The following is a 19,641-nucleotide window of genomic DNA, read 5'->3' on the forward strand; positions in this document are numbered from 1 at the left end:
CCCTCACTTTTCTGAAAAAATTATTTTTTAGGAGCCATTACAAAAGCTGCTGGATATACTTTTTTCACTTCAATCAAATGTTTTTCAGCTTCAAGCCGAGTTCTAAAACTTCCAACTCGGATTTTATAGTTTGGAGTTTCAAAAATCAACTGAGAAGGATATTGTTTGAGTTGCTCCTTAACCTTTGCCAAAGCTTCATTAGCTCCTGCAATATTTCCGTTATAAATTTGTATTTGATAAGCACTCTCGTTTTTTGCTACTTCTTTTTTCAATTCCATTAATTCAGAAATATTATTTTCCTGATTAATAGTCACTTGAGAAAATAAAGAAGAAGTTATAAGTGTAAAAATAAATCCCAAAACAATTTGTAAACGAACCATAAATTTTCTTTCTTTTGATGAATAGAAGGCAAAAATAATGATTTTAGCCCAAAAGACAAATTATTTTTGGATTTACACAATTAGTTATGCAAGAGAATATTAGAAAAATTATATTTTTTTTCAGAAAACAAAAAATCTCTATAGAATTTTCTTCCATAGAGATTTATTACAATAAAAAACAATTAAAAGTATTATGAGCCTAATTTTTTGCTATTGTGCACTCGAAATCCGTAAATACCTATAATTAAGAAACATAGTAACGGAAGTACAAAAGAAACATTAACAGCTGCAAGATTGCCAACTTTTTGCAAATCAATAATACTTCCTTGTAAAGGAGGCATCAATGCACCACCCACAATAGCCATAACTAATCCTGCTGCTCCCAACCCTGTATCTTTTCCTGTATTTTCGAGTGCTAAGCCATAAATTGTAGGAAACATCAATGACATAAAACCTGATGTGAGAATCAAGCAATATAAACCTAACATTCCTTCGATAAAAATGACTCCTAAAATAGAAATAAATCCACCAATGGCGAAAATCGTGAGCATAAGTGATGCCTTTACGTATTTCATCAAAAAAGTACTTACAAATCGTGAAGAAAGAAAAATAGCCATTGCTAAAATATTGTATCTCTGAGCAGTAGCTTTATCCAAACCGATATTCTCAGCATACTGAATAATAAACGTCCAACACATAATCTGAGCAGCTACGTAAAAAACTTGAGCTATAACTCCTTCACGATATATCTTGTTTACAGACAATCTTTTAAGGCTTCCTAAAAAATCTATTTTTTCATTGATTTTTTGTTGTGTTTCAGGCATTTTAACAAGAGAAATCACAATCAACATCAGTAAAACAAAAAAACCAAGAAGAATGTAAGGTTGACTAATAATTCCCAAATCGTGAGTTCGGATTGATATCTTTTCTGCCTCAGGTAAGGTTTGAAATATCAGATTTCCAGCACCATCACGTTTATCTGATTCTAAATTAGAAAGAACGAAGTTCGAAGCAACGAACATTCCTAAAAGCGAACCCATTGGATTGAAAGCCTGTGCCAGATTCAGCCTACGAGTAGCAGTAACTTCACTTCCCATTGAAAGAATGTAAGGATTAGCCGTAGTTTCCAGAAAAGCCAATCCAAAAGTTAAGATATAAAGTGAAATTAGGAAGAAAGAAAACTCTTGCCATTGTGCAGCTGGATAAAACAATAAAGCCCCAACGGAATACAACAATAATCCTAATAAAATTCCTTTCTTGTAGCTATATTTCTGTGCAAAAATTGCAGCAGGAATTGCCATAGTTCCGTAACCTCCATAAAAAGCAAACTGGACTAAGGCAGCTTTACTCACAGGAATTTCCATCACAGTCTGAAATGCAGCTACCATAGGGTTTGTAATATCATTGGCAAAGCCCCAAAGAGCAAACAAACTGGTTATAAGCACAAAAGGAATAATGTACTTTTTTTCTACTATTTTTGGTTTCATATGGTTGGTTTTGATTTATATGGCGTAAAGTTATGCTTTTTAAAGATATTTTCAAAAGAAACTAACAAAATAAATAGAAATTCAATTAATGAAAAATAGTAATAATAATTCTTAATTTTTATGATATTTATTGGTACTAAGTGATTTCAAGTTTAACGTTTTTCATCAATTATACAACGGACATATATAATTCAAGGTTTTAAAAACGATTACAAACGGAAAAAATTTAAATTTATTTTATATCCTAATTAATAGCTCTAAACTTTACACATTTAGCAAAATTAATATTCTATTGAATAATGAAAATCTATAAAATAAAAAAAGAGACCAACTTAAAGTTAGTCTCTTTTTATTATTAATTCATAGATGATATGTTCCTAAATTATAAATTACCAGCCTGGATTTTGTTTATATCCAACTAATTTAAGCTCATCAATTGGGAGCGGATATAAGTACATTTTATCATCCCAAGTACGACCATCTGGAAATGCAGGATAAATAATTAGGTATTTATCATTATCTACAGGAAGGTTGGTAACAGCATCCTTGTTATATTCAGCTTTCAAAGCATCTGTTAGTTTCATACCTCTTATTGTTTTCGGGTTATTGATTAATTTTCCCGCTTTCCAACGGAGTATGTCATTAAAACGAAAACCTTCCCCAACCAGTTCTATACGACGTTCTCTACGTATTTCATAAAGAATAGGAGTAACTGGATAACCATAATCACTTGCATTAGTATCTGCTGCCACAGACATCGTTAAGTGTGGCATCGCAACTCTATCTCTTATCTTATTTATGGTTTTGTCTAAATCCGCTTGAGATAATGTTCCTAACTCATATTTTGCTTCAGCATAATTTAATAAAACCTCTGCATATCTGAAAATAAACATATCTGTATCACTACTGTATGCTTCCTCTTGTTTTGGGTCACTTGACATACCCTTGATGAACCAATATCCAGTAGTAGTCACAGGGGTTGATATCTCGGGAAGATTAACTATTACAGGAGGAGTAGAACTTGTTTTCACAAACCCAGGAGTAGCAACCGTTTGAGCATATCGAGGATCTCTATTTTCAGCTTCCTTAGCAGGGGTACTATCATCATATGCATATGAGGTTGTACTTATAGGCTTACCATCTTTAAAAAGATAGTATTCCATAAAATCTTTACTACAGCCATTGTTAGAACCTTTGGCAAAGCGACTATATTCGTGTCTTCCAGTTTCAACGGAACGCAAATAATGTCTGTGAAAAATAGCTTCTTTGTTACCCGCCAAATTATCTTTTATAAATAAATCTCGATAATCTTGATCTGGTTTTCCTGTTGAATAAATTTCATATCCTTTTGCCATTAACTTTTCAGACGCATCAACAGCTGCTTCTAGAAATACTCGTTCATCTCCCAAATTATGATATTTACGGAAAGTTCCTTCCCAAAGTGCAATTCTTGATTTGAGAGCTAACGCAGCGTCTTTATGTAATCTTCCTGTTTCTGCACTTGATTTTTCTGGTAAATGTTCAATAGCAAAATCAAGATCTACTAAAACCTGATCCATAACCTTTTTGTGAGGTTCTCTTGGTCCAAATATTTCTGAAGAGGAGTCTCCTACTTTTTTTAAGATTAAAGGAACATCTCCAAAACGAACCACTTTCTCCCAATAATATAAAGCTCTAAAAAATCTAACTTCAGCAGCATACTTTTCTTTTGTAGTTCCTGGTACTCTTTGATAATTATCTAAGAAGAAATTACAATTCCGTATACCATTCCAAGCTCCTTCATCCCATCCACCTCCTTCTGAGGGAACAGTATATGTTCCAAACAGAAAATTATCAGGAGTATTAGGAACCATATTATCGGATTGTACATCTCTATGCCCTAGAATACTCAAAGGTAGACTTCCATAAAAACGATTTGCAAAAAAACTTAATTCTTGTTCTGTTTTAAAATAAGAAGGTTCAGTAAAAGCATCAGGAGGGTACTTATCCAAAAAATCATCATTTTTACACGAAACTGCTGTCAATACTGCAAATGTTGAAAGCCCCAATGCTATATTTTTTAATTTATTTTTCATCTTCAAATTCTTTTATGTTTATTAAAATCGTGCTTGTACACCAAATGTAAGGACTCTGTTAAGAGGATAAATCTGATTAAGCAACTCAGGATCATATGATTTTATCAGTTTGGTAAATTCCATCACATTTTCTCCTGTCAAATAAATTCTTAGGTTATCCATACCAATAGATTTCATAACATCTTTTGGCAGTGTATATCCCAACGTGATTTGTTTCACGCGTATGTAAGAGGCATCTTGCAAATATCTGGTAGAGGTTTGGAAGTTTCCTCCTCCGAAACGTTGTCTTGGAAAATAAGCATTTGGGTTTTCAGGTGTCCAATAATCCAATTGTTCGGTAGTAGGTACAGCCCATTGATTGGTAAAACCCCAGAAGTAAGTACCTCCTAAAGCATAATCTCTTTTTGCTACACCTTGTAAGAATAATGAAAAATCGAATCCTTTGTAATTAGCACCCATATTTAAACCAAAAGTATAACGTGAACTATTATTCCCTATAATACTTAAATCCCCAGGATTTTCCAAAGTGTTATCTCCGTTATCAATTTTTTTGTCTCCATTTAGGTCTTCAAACTTCACGTCACCAGCTAACCACTTATATCCTGCTAATCTTTTCTTGTCAGTAACAGCTGCATCTGCATCAGTTTGATATAATCCATTGGAAGTGTAACCCCAAATTTCACCAATTTCTCTACCAACATAATATTGACCTAAATTGCCCGTTGGATTCAAATCAAATTTGGTGATAAATGAACGGCTATCTGCTAAATTAAAGTTTATGTTATAGCTGAAATCATCAGATACTTGATCTTTCCAACCAATACTAAACTCGAAACCTTTAGTCTCCAAATCAGCCGCATTTCTCCGTGGTGACCCCGTACCTAATACTTTTGGTAAAGGAAGTCCTCCTACTAACATACCTTGGGTATTTCTAATATAGTAGTCAAATGAACCTGATAAACGATTTTTAAAAAATCCGTAATCTACTCCTATATTACGAGTTTCAACAGTTTCCCAAGTAAAATTATCACTAACTAAACCAGAAGCATTTACGTAAGGAAGCCCTGCATTACCAAAAAGATAACCTGTTTGTGCTCCATAGCCCATTGTTGCCAAGTAAGGATAATATTCGTCCTTCAATAGTTGATTAGGTAACTCTCCATAAGAAACTCTTAACTTCAAATCACTCACTACTTTTTCTAATGGAGTAAAGAATTTCTCTTTCGAAATACGCCATCCTAATGAAGCTGAAGGACTAAACACATATCTGTTATTTTTACTAAACTTAGAAGAGCCATCATAACGACCATTTATTTCTAAAAGATATTTTTCTGCATATACGTAATTCAGACGGAAGAAAGACCCTATCAATGCCCAGTCAGAAATTCTGCTCCCTACGTGAGGTTTTTCATCATTATTCAGTTTCAGATATGGATAATCTTGATTTATAAGGTTTTTTACACTCGCCCAAAAAGATTCGTTGTGTTTTTCTTCTTGGTTATATCCTACCATTGCCTTAAAGTAGTGTTTATCGGCAAAGGTATTTTCATACTGAGCGTAAATATTAGCAGCTTTATAAATATCCTGACTACTACTCTCATCAACCCTAGAAGTATTAGTGTGAGGAAAGAAACCTAAATCAGTCGCTTTAATTGGGTCAAAAATACTAACGCCATCGGATGGTGCCCCATATTCTTTAAACCGTTTGACATTTGTTTTGCTGTTGTATCTGTAAGAGTTCCACGTATAATCACCCACTATTTTTACATTTTTAATAGGGGTAAGCGTAAAACTCCCTGTAACCCATATATCATCAGACGTATATTTATCCCTTGCTCCTGTAGCTATCATAGCAAATGGATTAGTATAACTTCCTTGTCCTGAGAAATTGCCATCTGGGTGACGAATAGGCATTAAAGGTTTTAGATCACTTGCAAATCGCTCTGTCTCAATTCCGTTACGACCATTAGAAGGCTGGTCATTGTCTTTGCGATTAAGTGCTGTTTTTACGCCAATGGTCAGCCATTTAGTAACATCAGTATTCAAACCAAGACTTAAATTATATCTATTAAATTTTTGGTTAGAAACTTTGAAAAGCCCTTGTTGTTCAAACATACCAGCAGAAGCAATATAAGTAGTTTTTTCTGTCCCTCCTGAGAGAGATATGTTATGCTGTGATTGTGGAGCCCAACTTGGATACATCTCCTCAATCCAGTCAGTATTACCAACATAACGATACTTTCTTGGGTCGGTAGGATCAATGTAAACAGAATTTTCAGGACGTGGATCCGCCATATATTTTTTCACCCTATCAATATCTTCTTGTCCAAAGCCTTGACTTCCCCTGTTTCCTCCTGATATTCCTCCTGTCTCATCCGCTAATAAGTACATCTCTAAATATTCTAAAGAATTTACCAGCTTAGGTAATCGAGTAGGTCGTGTGATAGAGTAACTTGTGGAGATATTTACCTGAAGAGGAGTCTCTCTTTTACCTTGTTTAGTAGTGATAAGAACCACTCCAAAAGCTGCTCGTCCACCATAGATAGCTGCAGAAGCAGCATCCTTAAGTATTGTAACGTTTTCTACATCGTTAGGGTTAATTTGGTTAGGGTCCATTTGTACTCCATCAACAAGAACTAGTGGAGAACCTCCATTGATAGATGTAAAACCCCTAATATTAAACCCTGTACCTGTACCTGGACGACCATTCCCCATTGAAATATTTAAATTAGGAACCAAGCCTTGTAAACCTTGCCCTATGTTTGTCAATGGTCGGCTTTCAAGTACTTTTGCATCAACAGTTGCTACAGCACCAGTTAAATTCTCTTTCTTTTGGGTACCATATCCAACAACTACCACATCGCTAAGTTGTTGTGCATCTTCTTTTAACACTACGTTGATAGTTTGTTTACCACTACCTGTTACCTTTTTAGTTTGAGTCTGGAACCCGATAAAGGAGATTTCCAACACATCACCTTGCTTTGCTTCAATTGCATAGTTTCCGTCAAAATCGGAGCTAACTCCGTGCGTAGTCCCCTTTACCAAGACACTAGCACCTGGTAACGGACTATTACTCTCATCGGTAACCTTTCCAGTTACTTTAACTTGTGCTGACAATGGTGACGCCAACAATATCAGCACAAATACTGCAAATAATTGTCTAAACATATTTTGATTGTTTTAAAAAATGATTACTATTTTTTTGCTATTTATATAGAGCCCCATAAGTTTGACAGGCACGATAATCGGAACCTTCTTTATCCATTCCAAAGCCACTCCACGCTGACGGACGGAAAACATCCTTATCAGCAATGTTGTGCATCTGAATTGGAATACGAAGCATTGACGCTAACGTAATTAAATCAGCTCCTATGTGACCATAACAAATTGCTCCGTGATTCGCTCCCCAATAAGCCATAACTGAGTACACATCTTTGAAATTATCCTTAGTTGAATCCAAACGTGGAACAAACCAAGTAGTAGGCCACGTTTGATTAGTACGTTCGTCTAACACTTTATGGATTTCATCAGGGATATCCACTGTCCAACCTTCAGCTATCTGTAACACAGGTCCAATACCCTTTATCAAATTGAGTCGGCACATTGTTACTGGCATTTCCCCAACAGTTTTAAACTGTGAAGAATAGCCTCCTCCACGGAAGTACTCGTGGTCAGCCTGTGGCCAGAGTGTATTTTCTAAACACGCTTGAACATCTTTTTCAGTTACTTCCCAGTAAGGCTTCATAACGTGCTCTCCTTTATCGTTTAGCATTCGTCCTGTAGCATCAAGGGTTGTAGAACCTGAGTTGATTAAATGAATAATCCCATCTTTTGCTCTGCCAGTCAGTTTTTTACCTGTAACACGCTCTACCGACTCAGGACTCCAATAAGTACGAACATCTGAGAATATTTGGGCTGTTCCTGTTAGTAAATGTCCAAAAAGCATTGAAATTCCGTTGAGGCAGTCGTTCTCTGTAGCCACTACAAAAGCCTGACGGATACCGTTCCAATCAAAAGAAGAATTCAAAATAGCTTCAGCAAAATCACCATTTGGTAAATAGTCCGTCCATTGACGTTGTCCTTGGAAACCTGAAACGATGGCATTTCGTCCGTGTGACTCTTCTCCAAAGCCCATTTCTTTAAGTTTAGGATTTCCTACCATCATATCTCGAATGATAATAGTCATTTTTACAACCATTTCCCATTCGTATTCTTTACGTTTATCGTCTATTTTATTATGAGGTTTATTGATGTCGATACCTTCTTTGCAATGTTTTTTCGTCCATTCCATTGCTTTTTTATATTCCTCTTGGTCGAAAATACCTTCATCTATCCTGCGTAGAATTTCTATCATATCAACAAACTCAGTACGTATACCAAAGTAATCTTGCAGAAAATGAATATCTACCATTGAACCTGCAATTCCCATTGAAGAATAACCAAGTGATAGATAGGATTTTCCTTTCATATAAGCCACCGCTATCCCAGCTTTAGCAAAACGAAGAATTTTCTCCTGTACATCTTTTGGAATAGAAGTATCGTTAGCATCTTGTACTTCGTGACCATAAATACCAAAAGCTGGTAATCCTTTTTGTGAGTAACCTGCCAAAGCCGCAGCAAGATACACAGCTCCAGGACGTTCCGTTCCATTGAAACCCCAAACAGCTTTCGGGATAAGCGGGTCAGTATCCATAACCTCCGTTCCGTAACACCAACAAGGCGTTACAGTTAGCGATACGCCAACTCCCTCACGTTGAAATTTATCGGCACACATTGCAGCTTCGGCAACACCACCAATAGTTGTATCAGCAATAACACATTCCACTTTTTGTCCGTTCGGGAAACGTAAATTCTCTTCAATAAGTTTGGCAGCAGCTTGTGCCATTTTCATTGTTTGTACTTCGAGCGACTCACGAACGCCTCGTTCACGCCCATCAATTACGGGTCGGATACCTATTTTAGGCAAACGCCCTATTAATCTTTCCTTCATATTCTTAACTTTTAATTGATGTAGTTTTTGTTTTGGGATAGAAAATACTGCTTTGTTTTACAATTTTCTGAGCTTCTTTTATTGAGCTAAAAACACCTGCGGATGTAAAAACATAGAACGAAGCACCAAGTACAGTTGTTTCTTTCTGTTCGATAACTTTTATAGGAATGCCACAAACATCAGCACGAATTTGGTTCCACAATGCATTTTTGGAACCTCCTCCTACACAAATGATAGATTCAGCTTTAAATTTACCTGCTTTCTCAATTGAAACAAGGGCTTCTTTGAGCCTGTTAGCCAATGCTTCTAATCCTGCACGATAAATATGACCTCTGGTTGTGTTAAGTGTAAGCCCTTCGATACTTCCTCCCGAAACACCTTGTGTAGCATAAAAATTAGGATTCAGACGCACACCTTCAGCTCCTTGCAGGATTTGCTCCGCTTCACGAATCATTGTTTCGTAACATTCTGAACCAGACAAATTTCCGTAGAAATTGTTTTTTATCCACTCAAGAATTCCTGAAGCAACATAGTTTACACCAATGTTGTATTTTCCTTTTTCGGCATCAAATTCAGTTGTAATTCCTAAATCCATTTCTTGAGAAGAGGTTGTAGTTTTTTCACTTCGGGTCATCAAAATTTCCCAAGTTCCTGAACTTAGCACAGGCTGATTGACGTCCGCTCCTGAACCAATGATGGCAAATTGAGTATCGTGACCAGCGAGATAAACAGGTACACCTTCGGGAAGACCTGTTTGTTGTGAAGCAGAAGCAGTTACTTTTCCAGCAACATCTCCTGAGTTACCTATTCTTCCAAAAATATCTGGTGATAATTGTAGTTTTTCGAATATTTTTTTAGATAAATTTTGGCTACTTTGATTGGCTAACATTGAAGTTCCAATCATTGTGTTGTCATTGCACTTCAATCCTGTTAATTTCATATTCAGAAGAGAAGGCATAAATAGAAAGGTTTCAGCCTTATTGATAATTTCAGGATGATTTTCTTTGAACCAAATTAGCTTGTTTATTGTATTGAAGTTATAAGGATAAACCCCTGACTCAGAATATAATTCACTCTTAGACAAATATTTATCTATATTTTCTAAAACGGGAACAGTTCTTGAACATTGCCACGAAATGATAGGATACAACAAGTTACCTTGTGCATCAACAAAAGTGCCATCTACACCAAATGTTGTAGTAGTTACACCAACAATGCGTTGAGGGTCTATCTGGCTTGTTACTGCTTTACAAGCTCTTACAAGTTTGTTCCAAATTACATCAAGGTTCCAAATGCGTCCTTCTGGGAAATTAGGATCTATATCCGTCTGATTCGGGTAGGACTGTTGGGCTTCTATCTTACCCTGTGCATCAATAGCCACTACCCGAACATTGGTAGCTCCACAATCAAAAATGATAGCCAACGGATTCATAGGTAATAATTTTAAATTTGGTTGATAATGATGGTTATGGTTTGGTAATGAAAAAGTTAGTTTTATATCTTTTCTATATCTAATTTATAACAAACCTAGTAGGAATAATTATTTACCTAAAAAGTTTCTTTCCAATTCATTAAGTTGCTCGTCGCTCATTCCTTGTGGTTCAAACCCTGCAGCCCACGCCATAAGTAACATTTTGGCTCCTTTGTTAGCTACATCTAAAAAATCGAATGCTTTAACAACATCTTCACCAGTAGCTAAAGCTCCGTGCTTTTCCCACAAAATAACGTCGTGATTTTTAAGGCCTTCTATAGTAATATCTGCCAAAGCCTCAGTTCCTGATAAAGCATACGGACAGCAGTGAACACCATTAGGCACAAAGACACGAATTTCAGGACAAAGTTTCCAAAGAGAATGATTAAATTTAGCCTCATCATAGAAGATATCGTGATGACTTAATACAATCAACTCAATGGTATGTGTATGGAGAACAGCTTTGTATGTAGGTTTATACTTTTGATTAAAGCAATGTATTTTGATATGTGAAATCAATTCGCTTGTTGGAGCAAAAGGTTTACTCTTCCCTCCCCAAACAATTGCATACCCTGAAGCAGAATTATTAATATGAATAATACAAGAAGCTTCTTCTATGTTATTGATAAGTGAACGTAAATAGCAGCCTGTACCAGTAATGAAGTATGTTTGATTCGCGGCTTCTAAAGGAAGTTGTCGGGAAGCAACATAGCTTGTAAGGTAATCAAAGTCAGATGGAGAGAAATGCTCTGTCAAATTTATTGAGATGTTACCAGCATTACGCTCAGCCCACTCACGCTCCCACAAATATTTTGCTACTTCACTTACTTTAAGTATTTCTTTTTGTACTGAACTAGGTAGTTGATGTGTCTCCATTAAATATAGTATTTTGAATTACGAGACAAAATTATTCAAAACTAACAGATTGAAAAATGAATAATTTTTGTATTTTTGTATCTGTTTTAAACATTTTTAAGATGAGGAAAGAAAGTTTAGCACAAAAGGGCGACCCTTCCAAAGTAGAACAAATCTTCACTTCTGTCAGACTGAAGTTATGGTGCTGTAGATATTGGCAGTTGCAAAAATGGGATACAACAGATATGGCTTTCCCTTATTGGAGAATTTATTGGAACAAAAACTATGGCGGAATTATTGGCTACAACCAAAAAGAATATGCGATGTCACCAGACACTTTGTACATCATTCCGCCCAACACACCCTATTTTTCGTGCTTTCTTTCATCAAAAAATGATAATTCACAAAACGATGAAGTAAGAGGCAAACGAGTAGATGAAGACGAAGATGAACAAATTATAGGTAAAAATTCACTATTACATTTGTATATCCACTTCAATCTTGGGATTCCGTTCGACTATGTAAAAGAAGGTATTTACACGATTGATTTAAGTCCTTTTCAGAAACAGAAACTCGAAAATCTTACTCAATACCTAAAAAAAGGAAACGTTTTTGATTTTTCCACCACAATGTATTTACAATCACTCATTTTTGAGTTTATATCACAACTAAACAGCACCTTATGGGATTCTGCAAGAATGGATAAACGTGTACTTACCGTTATTCGATATATTGACAGAAATATTTCCCAGAATTACACGAATGATGAGTTAGCGTCATTGGTTCATATGGCAACCAACTCGTTTTCAAGACTTTTCCATAACGTAATGGAAACCCCATTACAGCTTTTTATAAAAGAAAGAAAAATCAACAATGCTTGTGGACTTTTTGACCATAGCGAACTTTCTATTGAAGAAGTTGCACATCAATTGGGCTTTGCCGATCGTTACCATTTTTCTCGAATTTTTAAGCAAATACGAGGCGTCTCTCCTGGTGAATATTGCAAAATCAGAAAGTTAATCTCTTAAAAAACGACTATCAAATCACCAACTTATAATTTCAAACAGAAATTCTTCATTTCAACTCTTAAGATAATGTAAAAATATTATATTTGCCAAAAAATAATAGAAGTATGCAATGGATTTTAGCTGTATTGGGATTTATTTTTTTTAAATTACCAGGAGCAATTTTAGGTTTTATCATAGGATATTTGTTTAAGAATACAACAATAAAAACAGGGGGAAGCTTTGGAAATATTTTTCAAAACAATCAGCAACAAACTGTAAGCCCTGCTGATTTTGAGGTAAATTTGTTATCCTTATGCTCTTTGGTAATAAAAGCAAATAGGCAAGTAAGCCAATCGGAACTAGACTTTGTGCGTATGCGATTTGTGGAAATGTACGGAAAAGAAAGAGCAAACGCAGTTTTTCGTACATTTAACGAACTTGTTAAAGGGCGAGAGATTTCAGCATACCGAGTGAGTACATATTTGAAAATCAGGACACCTTACGAAACTCGTTTGCAAATTATCCATTTTTTATTTGGGATTGCAAAAGCAGACGGAATTGTTAGTGATTCAGAAGTTAAGCAAATACAAGAAATATCAGGTTACTTCGGAATTTCGTCAAACGATTTTGAAAGTATTAAAGCAATGTTCGTTCATAGCCAAACCGAAAGTATTCGTGACGCTTATACCATTTTGGAAATCAATAAAAACGCAACAGATGCTGAAGTAAAAAAAGCATATCGTGAAATGGCAAAAAAATACCACCCTGATAGAGTAATTACACAAGATGAAGCTATAAAGAAAGGAGCTGAAGAAAAGTTCAAACAAGTGCAAAAAGCATATGAGCAGATACAAAAAGAAAGAGGGCTATAAAGCCCAATAAAAAAAAGGCAAGCTACCTACATCGCACCGCTACAACCACATACCTTTGCTGTGTTCCCACCCTGGAGGATTCTGCAGGAGCTGGTCGTGTAGGACTTGCCGGTGCAAATATACATACTTTTATCTACTTAACAAGTTTTTTTACAAAAAAAGTGTATATTTGTAGGTCAAATGTTTCCTTTTCAAAAAAGAAAATCTACAATAAGAGTTGATATATAACATTTTGGCATAAAAAAAATAATCACGAATTTTATAACGTTTATCTTATGGCAACAAACAGAACACTTACAATGATTAAGCCCGACGCTGTTGAAAACGGACATATAGGGGCAATTTTAAACCAAATCGTTGAGGCTGGATTTAAAATTAAAGCAATGAAATTCACTCAACTAACAAAACGTGACGCTGAAGCTTTTTACGCAATTCATAAAGAACGTCCGTTTTTTGACACTTTAGTTACTTTTATGACAAGAGGACCTATCGTAGCTGCGGTTCTTGAAAAAGAAAATGCCGTGCAAGACTTCAGAAAATTAATCGGAGCTACTAATCCCGCTGATGCCGCAGAAGGAACTATTCGCAAAAAATATGCAAAATCTGTTACTGAAAATGCAGTCCACGGCTCAGATAGTGACGAAAATGCAGAATTAGAAAGTAATTTTCACTTTTCAGGAAGAGAAATTTTTTAAAAAAGTCAATTTTAGGCTTCAAATCACAACATTAAATGAACGAAATAGATTATTTAAAAAATAAGATTAGAGACATACAAGATTTCCCAAAAGAGGGTGTGGTATTTAAAGATATTACACCAATTCTTTCAGAACCAGATGCTATGAATAAGGCTTTGAACTTATTTCTAAAGCAACTCAAAGATGTAAAAATCGACAAAGTTGTAGGAATGGAAAGTCGAGGTTTCTTTTTCGGAACATTATTAGCACAACGGCTTAACGCTGGATTTGTACCCGTTCGAAAACCAGGAAAACTTCCGTTTACGACACTTGCCCAAACCTATGATTTAGAATATGGACAAGATAAACTTGAGATACATTCCGATTCCATCAAAAAAGGAGAAAATGTATTAATCCACGATGATGTTTTAGCAACTGGAGGCACAGCCGAAGCTGCTGTAAAATTGGTTGAAGCTCTCGGAGGAAATATTATTCAGCTAAACTTCTTGATAGAATTAACCTTTCTTAATGGTATAAAAAAACTGGAGAATCACGACGTTTTTAGTATTTTGAAATACTAAAATGAATCATTTTGAATATCAATCATTAATTATTTATGACAGAATTACGCAAAAAAATAGAAAACGCTTGGGAAAATCGTGAACTTTTACAAGAAGATAGCACACAAATAGCCATTAGAGAAGTTATTAACTTACTAGATAGTGGAAAATTACGTGTTGCTGAACCTACCGAAAAGGGTTGGCAAGTAAACGAATGGGTGAAAAAAGCAGTTGTGCTTTATTTTCCCATTCAGAAAATGGAAACACTCGAAGCAGGAATCTTTGAGTATCACGATAAAATTCCGTTGAAGAAAGACTACGAATCAAAAGGAATTCGGGTGGTACCCAATGCAGTTGCTCGTCACGGAGCTTTCATTTCAAAGGGAGTTATTCTGATGCCAAGTTATGTAAATATCGGTTCGTACGTTGATGAAGGAACAATGGTAGACACTTGGGCTACGGTTGGAAGTTGTGCTCAAATAGGAAAAAACGTACATCTCAGTGGTGGCGTTGGCATAGGAGGAGTTCTTGAACCATTACAAGCATCACCAGTAATTGTTGAAGATGGAGCATTCATAGGTTCCCGATGTATCATTGTGGAGGGGATCCGTGTTGAAAAAGAAGCTGTTCTGGGAGCCAATGTAGTACTTACCGCATCAACTAAAATCATTGATGTTACAGGAGAAACTCCAGTTGAGTTAAAAGGTTACGTACCTGAACGCTCGGTAGTTATCCCAGGAAGTTACACAAAAAAATTCCCTGCAGGTGATTTTCAGGTGCCTTGTGCGTTAATTATAGGCAAAAGAAAAGAATCTACCGATAAAAAAACATCACTAAATGATGCTTTGAGAGAATACAACGTATCTGTATAAAAGAAAACCTCCCCAAAAGGGAGGTTTTTTTGTATTCTAAATTCTTCTTATTTTTTGAATTTTGCATATTTGTTTTTGAACTTGTCAATACGCCCTGCCGTATCAATAAGTTTTGACTTACCTGTGTAGTAAGGATGTGAAGTTCTTGAAATCTCCAATTTTACCAATGGATACTCAACACCTTCAACCACAATAGTTTCTTTTGTATCAACAGTAGACTTTGTAATAAAGATATCCTCATTTGACATATCTTTGAAAGCTACCAATCTGTAAGACTCTGGATGTATTCCTTTTTTCATTGCAATGTATATTTTTTATCTTCTTAAATTTTTCAAGGGGCAAAGGTAGTGATATTTATTTAATTAACAACACTTTTTTCAAAAAAATCAAATTAATTTTATAACTTCGAACTAAACAACAAGTTATTTGTCACTACATTTTTCAAATCATCTTGAAATTTCTTATAAAATCATCAGAATTTTATCCAGAATACCATATAGATAAATTTCTTAAATTTACATTAGAGTCAATCGTATTTTTGTGTACCTTTGCAATCCTTTTCTAAAGTTTTTTCTACAAACTAAAAACAGTGTTAAATATTTTGGATTTAGGAGCCTTTTGGTTTAACTTTGTGGGGTCGCGTACTCCTAATTAAAATGATTAAATACTTAAAAATCTATTTAATATGTATCGAATACTCTATTTTTGTTTAATGATGTTTTTGTCTGTTCCTATATTCTCACAATCTATTGTTGAGGGAACACTTATTGATTTTCGAACAAAAACGGCTCTACAAAATGTCAAAATTATCGTAGAAGAAACTTCAAACGAAATTTATACAGATAACAACGGACATTTTTCCATACAACTTGCGGAAGGTAATTACACTTTCCATTTTTCACTCAATGGATACAACGAAGTGCGAATGCCTGTAGATGCTTTTGGTCCTAAAATATCTCTTTCAGAAATTTATTTAGAGCCCGATTTAACGCAAGAAGCTGAACAACTTGTTGTTATCTCCGAAAGTGAACTGGAAGATGATGAAAGTGGAGCTGATATGATTTCTGGGTTGTTACATAGTTCTCAAGACATTTTTACCAGACGTGCTGCTTACGATTTCAGTTCTGTCTTCTTCAAACCTCGAGGGTATGATTCTAAAGATGTTACGTTACTCATCAACGGCATTCCAATGAACCGAATTGAAAATGGAAGAGCTCAATGGGCTAATTGGGGCGGACTGAATGATGTTACCAGAAATCAGGAACTTAGCCAAGGAATTAACAAATCGGATTATACCTTTGGAGGAATGTCAGGTTCAAACTATATCAATATTCGTCCGTCACTCAACCGAACAGGTCTTCGTTTTTCCACCTCAGCAGGAAACCGAAGTTATACAGGAAGAATAATGGCTACTTACAACTCTGGAATTCTGTCTAACAAATTGGCTTATAGCTTATCTGCATCACGTCGTTGGGCAGCTAACGGAAGTTGGGTTGATGGAACGCTTTATAACGCGTATTCTTTCTTCGGAGCCTTAGAATATCAACTTAACAATCATCATAGCTTAAATGCTATTGCTATGTTTTCGCCCATTCGCAGAGGAAAAACTTCTCCACTAACACAAGAAGTAATTGATTTGAAAGGATATAGATACAATCCTTATTGGGGAAAACAGGGTGGTGATATCCGAAACTCAAGAAACAGAATTGTCTCCGAACCTATTTTTATTCTATCCTATAACTATAACAAAGAAAATACCCGTCTGAATATTGACTTGGGTTATCAATTTGGAGAGATTGGAAATACACGAATTAGCTATGCAAATGCCCAAAATCCTGAACCAAATTATTATAAAAATTTACCAAGTTATTATATCAATCAAGAGTCGGGAGCAAACTGGGATTTAGCAAACTTACAAAAAGACTATTTCTTAAACAATTCACAACTGGACTGGAGTTCACTCTATTATGCAAATAATAATACAACTAATGGAAGAAGTGCTTTCATTATAAGCAATGATGTGAATGACGAACGTACTTTTACTGGAAATATTAATTTTTCAACACTAATTCACGAGAAAATAAAACTAACCTCAGGTATCGTTTACAGAAACATTTCTTCTGAAAACTATGCTGAAATTAATGATTTATTGGGAGGTTCACATTTTATGAATTATGACTATTTTGCCAACAAACCTTATAATGCAAATGACATTGATTTACAGAAGAAAGTAGGCGACAAATGGAATTATTTTTATGGGTTAAAAAGCAATGTAGGCGAATTCTTCACACAACTGGAATTTAACTTCAAGAAACTGGAATTATTTGTTGCTGGTCGTTATCATTACACAGATTATCAACGAGATGGAAAATTCAACTACCTTCTCTTTTCTGATTCATACGGAAAAAGTGCCAAACAAACTTTCAATGGGGTGAGTACCAAAGCTGGTCTTACCTATGCTGTTACAGGTCGTCACGTATTTCAACTGAACACAGGATTCTTTAACACACCACAATCAGTACGTAATACATTTGCTAACATACGAAATTCCAACAGATTGCTTCCAAATTTAAAAAATGAAACTGCTTATACTGCTGATGGAAGTTACATACTGAGAATGCCCTACTTTAAATCACGGCTAACAGGTTATTTCACTCATATTGAAAACACTTCTGAAACGAATTTCTTTTTTACCGAAACCACACTAACTGATGAAATATCAAGTGATTTTGTTTCTCAAACAGTTGATAACATCAAAAAACAACATTTTGGTTTAGAATTTGGAGCAGAAGCTCAAATCATTCCTACATTAAAATTAACCGCAGTTGCAGCCATCGGACAGCACACTTACATAAACAATCCGAAAATGTATGTTTCTTCGGGAGAAATTGGAGTAATTGAAATCGACCAAGTGCATTTGAAAAACTACCGCGTACCAAGTGGCCCACAACAAGCGTACTCTTTAGGGTTGGAATATCGCAATCCAAAATATTGGTGGATAGGAGCAACAGCTAATTTGTTAGCTCGAAACTACATCTCCATTTCTGCAATAAATCGTACTAGAAACTTTTTCATCGACCCTGATACGAAAAATTACTTCACTAATATTGATGAAACACTTGCTCGCAAATTATTAAAACAAGAGCGTTTGGACGACGTATTCTTGTTAAACCTTGTAGGTGGAAAATCGTGGCGAGTGAAGAAAACTTATATCAACTTGATTGCTAGTATAAACAATGTTCTTGGAAGAGAATTTGTTTCAGGTGGCTTTGAACAATCTCGTACTGCCAACTATGGTGATATGGTTCGGGATAATGCCAATGGTGTACCTTCATTTGGTCCTCGTTACTTTGTAGGTTACGGACGAACATATATGGTCAATTTGGCAGTAAGTATGTAATAACTATAAAATATTTTTGAATTATTGAGTAAATTTAATCAATTGAGATTATGAAACTGAAAAATCTAACTTTAATGTATGGTGTACTTTTACTTTCAGCTATCGGATTTATTTCGTGCGTAAAAGACACTGATTATGAACTTCCTAACTTAGAAGACTTAAAAAAGAATATCCCTGCTTTTGACGGAAAAATAGTAACGTTCGCTCAAGCAACAGCTTCTGCAACTACAGATGTTACTCCTTATACGAGCAACGATGCCATCGAAGGATATGTTGTTTCAAGTGATGAAGGTGGAAATTTCTATAAGAAAATCTATATCCAAAATGCGGATAAAACGGCTGGAGTTTCTGTGTCCATCAACAAAAGTGGATTGTACACAGAATTTCCTGTCGGAGCTAAAGTTCAAATTCGTTTGAAAGGACTTACTACTCAAATTAACAACGGAGGACTGGAGATAGGATATGATATCTACACAAGCGGAAGTGGTAGAAAAAGCGTAGGGCAAATGGCTGAAGCTATCTACAAAAAACACGTCTATAATATGCAAGAACCTCTGAAAAAAAGAGCTGAACTTACAAAGGCAGATGCTTCGATTGATGTTCTAAAAACAAATGAAAATGTAAACCAATTAATTACGCTGAAGAATGTTTCTTTTGAAAGTAGTGCTTCTGGAAAAACGTATCACATTGCTAAAAATGACCCACAAAACGGAACTAATTATAACCTGATTGATTCCAACGGAAAAACCATTACTTTCAGAACCAGCAAGTATGCAAAATTTATCAACGAACCTGTTGCATCAGGTCTTTTGGAAGTTACGGGAGTTTTAACAAAATATGGTTCCACATATCAATTTATGATAAATAATCCTCAGGAAGATATCTTCGTTGTTGGTAGTGGTGGAAATTCTGGAACAATTACTGAATTAGAGGACTCAAAAGCAACTGCATCTGACTATGTTGTTGGAAAAAAAGTAAAACTTCACGGAAAAATTGTC

Annotated in this window: 15 protein-coding genes and 1 other RNA gene; 7 read left to right on the plus strand and 9 right to left on the minus strand. The window is 35.3% G+C overall.

Features of this window, described 5'->3' with window-relative positions; all coding sequences use genetic code 11:
* Positions 1–20: 20 nt before the first annotated feature.
* The 7 genes from YW9_RS0106070 to rhaD all read right to left on the minus strand — a co-directional run bounded on the left by YW9_RS0106070 (position 21) and on the right by rhaD (position 11,279).
* Complete coding sequence (locus YW9_RS0106070; RefSeq protein ID WP_018279299.1) at positions 21–380, minus strand: SPOR domain-containing protein; 360 nt, start codon at positions 378–380, stop codon at positions 21–23.
* Between the two features lie 191 nt (positions 381–571).
* Positions 572–1,867 (minus strand): L-fucose:H+ symporter permease, encoded by a 1,296-nt coding sequence (fucP, locus tag YW9_RS0106080; RefSeq protein WP_018279301.1) that lies wholly within the window; start codon positions 1,865–1,867, stop codon positions 572–574.
* Between the two features lie 389 nt (positions 1,868–2,256).
* Positions 2,257–3,942 carry a RagB/SusD family nutrient uptake outer membrane protein gene (locus tag YW9_RS0106085; protein ID WP_018279302.1) on the minus strand — a complete coding sequence of 562 codons (1,686 nt, stop codon included), beginning with the start codon at positions 3,940–3,942 and terminating at the stop codon, positions 2,257–2,259.
* 21 nt (positions 3,943–3,963) lie between these two features.
* Positions 3,964–7,110, minus strand: a complete 3,147-nt coding sequence (locus tag YW9_RS0106090) for a SusC/RagA family TonB-linked outer membrane protein (RefSeq protein ID WP_051074748.1) — start codon at positions 7,108–7,110, stop codon at positions 3,964–3,966.
* A gap of 37 nt (positions 7,111–7,147) precedes the next feature.
* Positions 7,148–8,932: an L-fucose isomerase gene (locus tag YW9_RS0106095; RefSeq protein WP_018279304.1), complete on the minus strand. Its 1,785-nt coding sequence runs from the start codon at positions 8,930–8,932 to the stop codon at positions 7,148–7,150.
* 4 nt (positions 8,933–8,936) lie between these two features.
* On the minus strand, positions 8,937–10,364 hold the full coding sequence (fucK, locus tag YW9_RS0106100) for an L-fuculokinase (RefSeq protein WP_018279305.1): 1,428 nt from the start codon (positions 10,362–10,364) through the stop codon (positions 8,937–8,939).
* 108 nt (positions 10,365–10,472) lie between these two features.
* On the minus strand, positions 10,473–11,279 hold the full coding sequence (gene rhaD / locus YW9_RS0106105; protein WP_018279306.1) for a rhamnulose-1-phosphate aldolase: 807 nt from the start codon (positions 11,277–11,279) through the stop codon (positions 10,473–10,475).
* 101 nt (positions 11,280–11,380) lie between these two features.
* Between rhaD and YW9_RS0106110 the strand changes: the two genes are divergently transcribed.
* Together YW9_RS0106110 and YW9_RS0106115 are read left to right on the plus strand one after the other, a co-directional pair.
* On the plus strand, positions 11,381–12,286 hold the full coding sequence (locus YW9_RS0106110; RefSeq protein ID WP_018279307.1) for a helix-turn-helix domain-containing protein: 906 nt from the start codon (positions 11,381–11,383) through the stop codon (positions 12,284–12,286).
* Positions 12,287–12,390: 104 nt separating this feature from the next.
* Positions 12,391–13,137, plus strand: coding sequence for a tellurite resistance TerB family protein (locus YW9_RS0106115; RefSeq protein WP_018279308.1), 747 nt, complete (start codon positions 12,391–12,393; stop codon positions 13,135–13,137).
* 12 nt (positions 13,138–13,149) lie between these two features.
* Here the strand turns inward: YW9_RS0106115 and ffs are convergent.
* An RNA gene (gene ffs / locus YW9_RS13295) (signal recognition particle sRNA small type) lies at positions 13,150–13,248 on the minus strand.
* A 164-nt stretch (positions 13,249–13,412) separates the two neighbouring features.
* Between ffs and YW9_RS0106120 the strand changes: the two genes are divergently transcribed.
* The 3 genes from YW9_RS0106120 to YW9_RS0106130 are packed head-to-tail and all read left to right on the plus strand — an operon-like array spanning position 13,413 to position 15,243.
* On the plus strand, positions 13,413–13,832 hold the full coding sequence (locus tag YW9_RS0106120) for a nucleoside-diphosphate kinase (protein ID WP_018279309.1): 420 nt from the start codon (positions 13,413–13,415) through the stop codon (positions 13,830–13,832).
* A 35-nt stretch (positions 13,833–13,867) separates the two neighbouring features.
* The gene (locus tag YW9_RS0106125; RefSeq protein WP_018279310.1) at positions 13,868–14,392 is read left to right on the plus strand and encodes an adenine phosphoribosyltransferase; all 525 of its coding nucleotides are present in this window, start codon (positions 13,868–13,870) and stop codon (positions 14,390–14,392) included.
* A gap of 35 nt (positions 14,393–14,427) precedes the next feature.
* Positions 14,428–15,243 (plus strand): 2,3,4,5-tetrahydropyridine-2,6-dicarboxylate N-succinyltransferase, encoded by an 816-nt coding sequence (locus YW9_RS0106130; RefSeq protein ID WP_018279311.1) that lies wholly within the window; start codon positions 14,428–14,430, stop codon positions 15,241–15,243.
* A 47-nt stretch (positions 15,244–15,290) separates the two neighbouring features.
* Here YW9_RS0106130 and YW9_RS0106135 read toward each other — a convergent pair whose 3' ends face one another.
* Positions 15,291–15,542, minus strand: coding sequence for a type B 50S ribosomal protein L31 (locus tag YW9_RS0106135; protein ID WP_018279312.1), 252 nt, complete (start codon positions 15,540–15,542; stop codon positions 15,291–15,293).
* A gap of 386 nt (positions 15,543–15,928) precedes the next feature.
* Here YW9_RS0106135 and YW9_RS0106140 point away from each other — a divergent pair, with 386 nt between their 5' ends.
* Together YW9_RS0106140 and YW9_RS12590 are read left to right on the plus strand one after the other, a co-directional pair.
* Positions 15,929–18,643, plus strand: coding sequence for a carboxypeptidase-like regulatory domain-containing protein (locus YW9_RS0106140; RefSeq protein WP_026193860.1), 2,715 nt, complete (start codon positions 15,929–15,931; stop codon positions 18,641–18,643).
* Positions 18,644–18,693: 50 nt separating this feature from the next.
* Positions 18,694–19,641, plus strand: a 948-nt coding sequence (locus YW9_RS12590; RefSeq protein WP_018279314.1) for a DUF5689 domain-containing protein, incomplete at its 3' end; no start/stop codon positions are given.

Origin of the sequence: Capnocytophaga cynodegmi DSM 19736 (assembly GCF_000379185.1) — a bacterium.
GTDB lineage: Bacteria > Bacteroidota > Bacteroidia > Flavobacteriales > Flavobacteriaceae > Capnocytophaga > Capnocytophaga cynodegmi.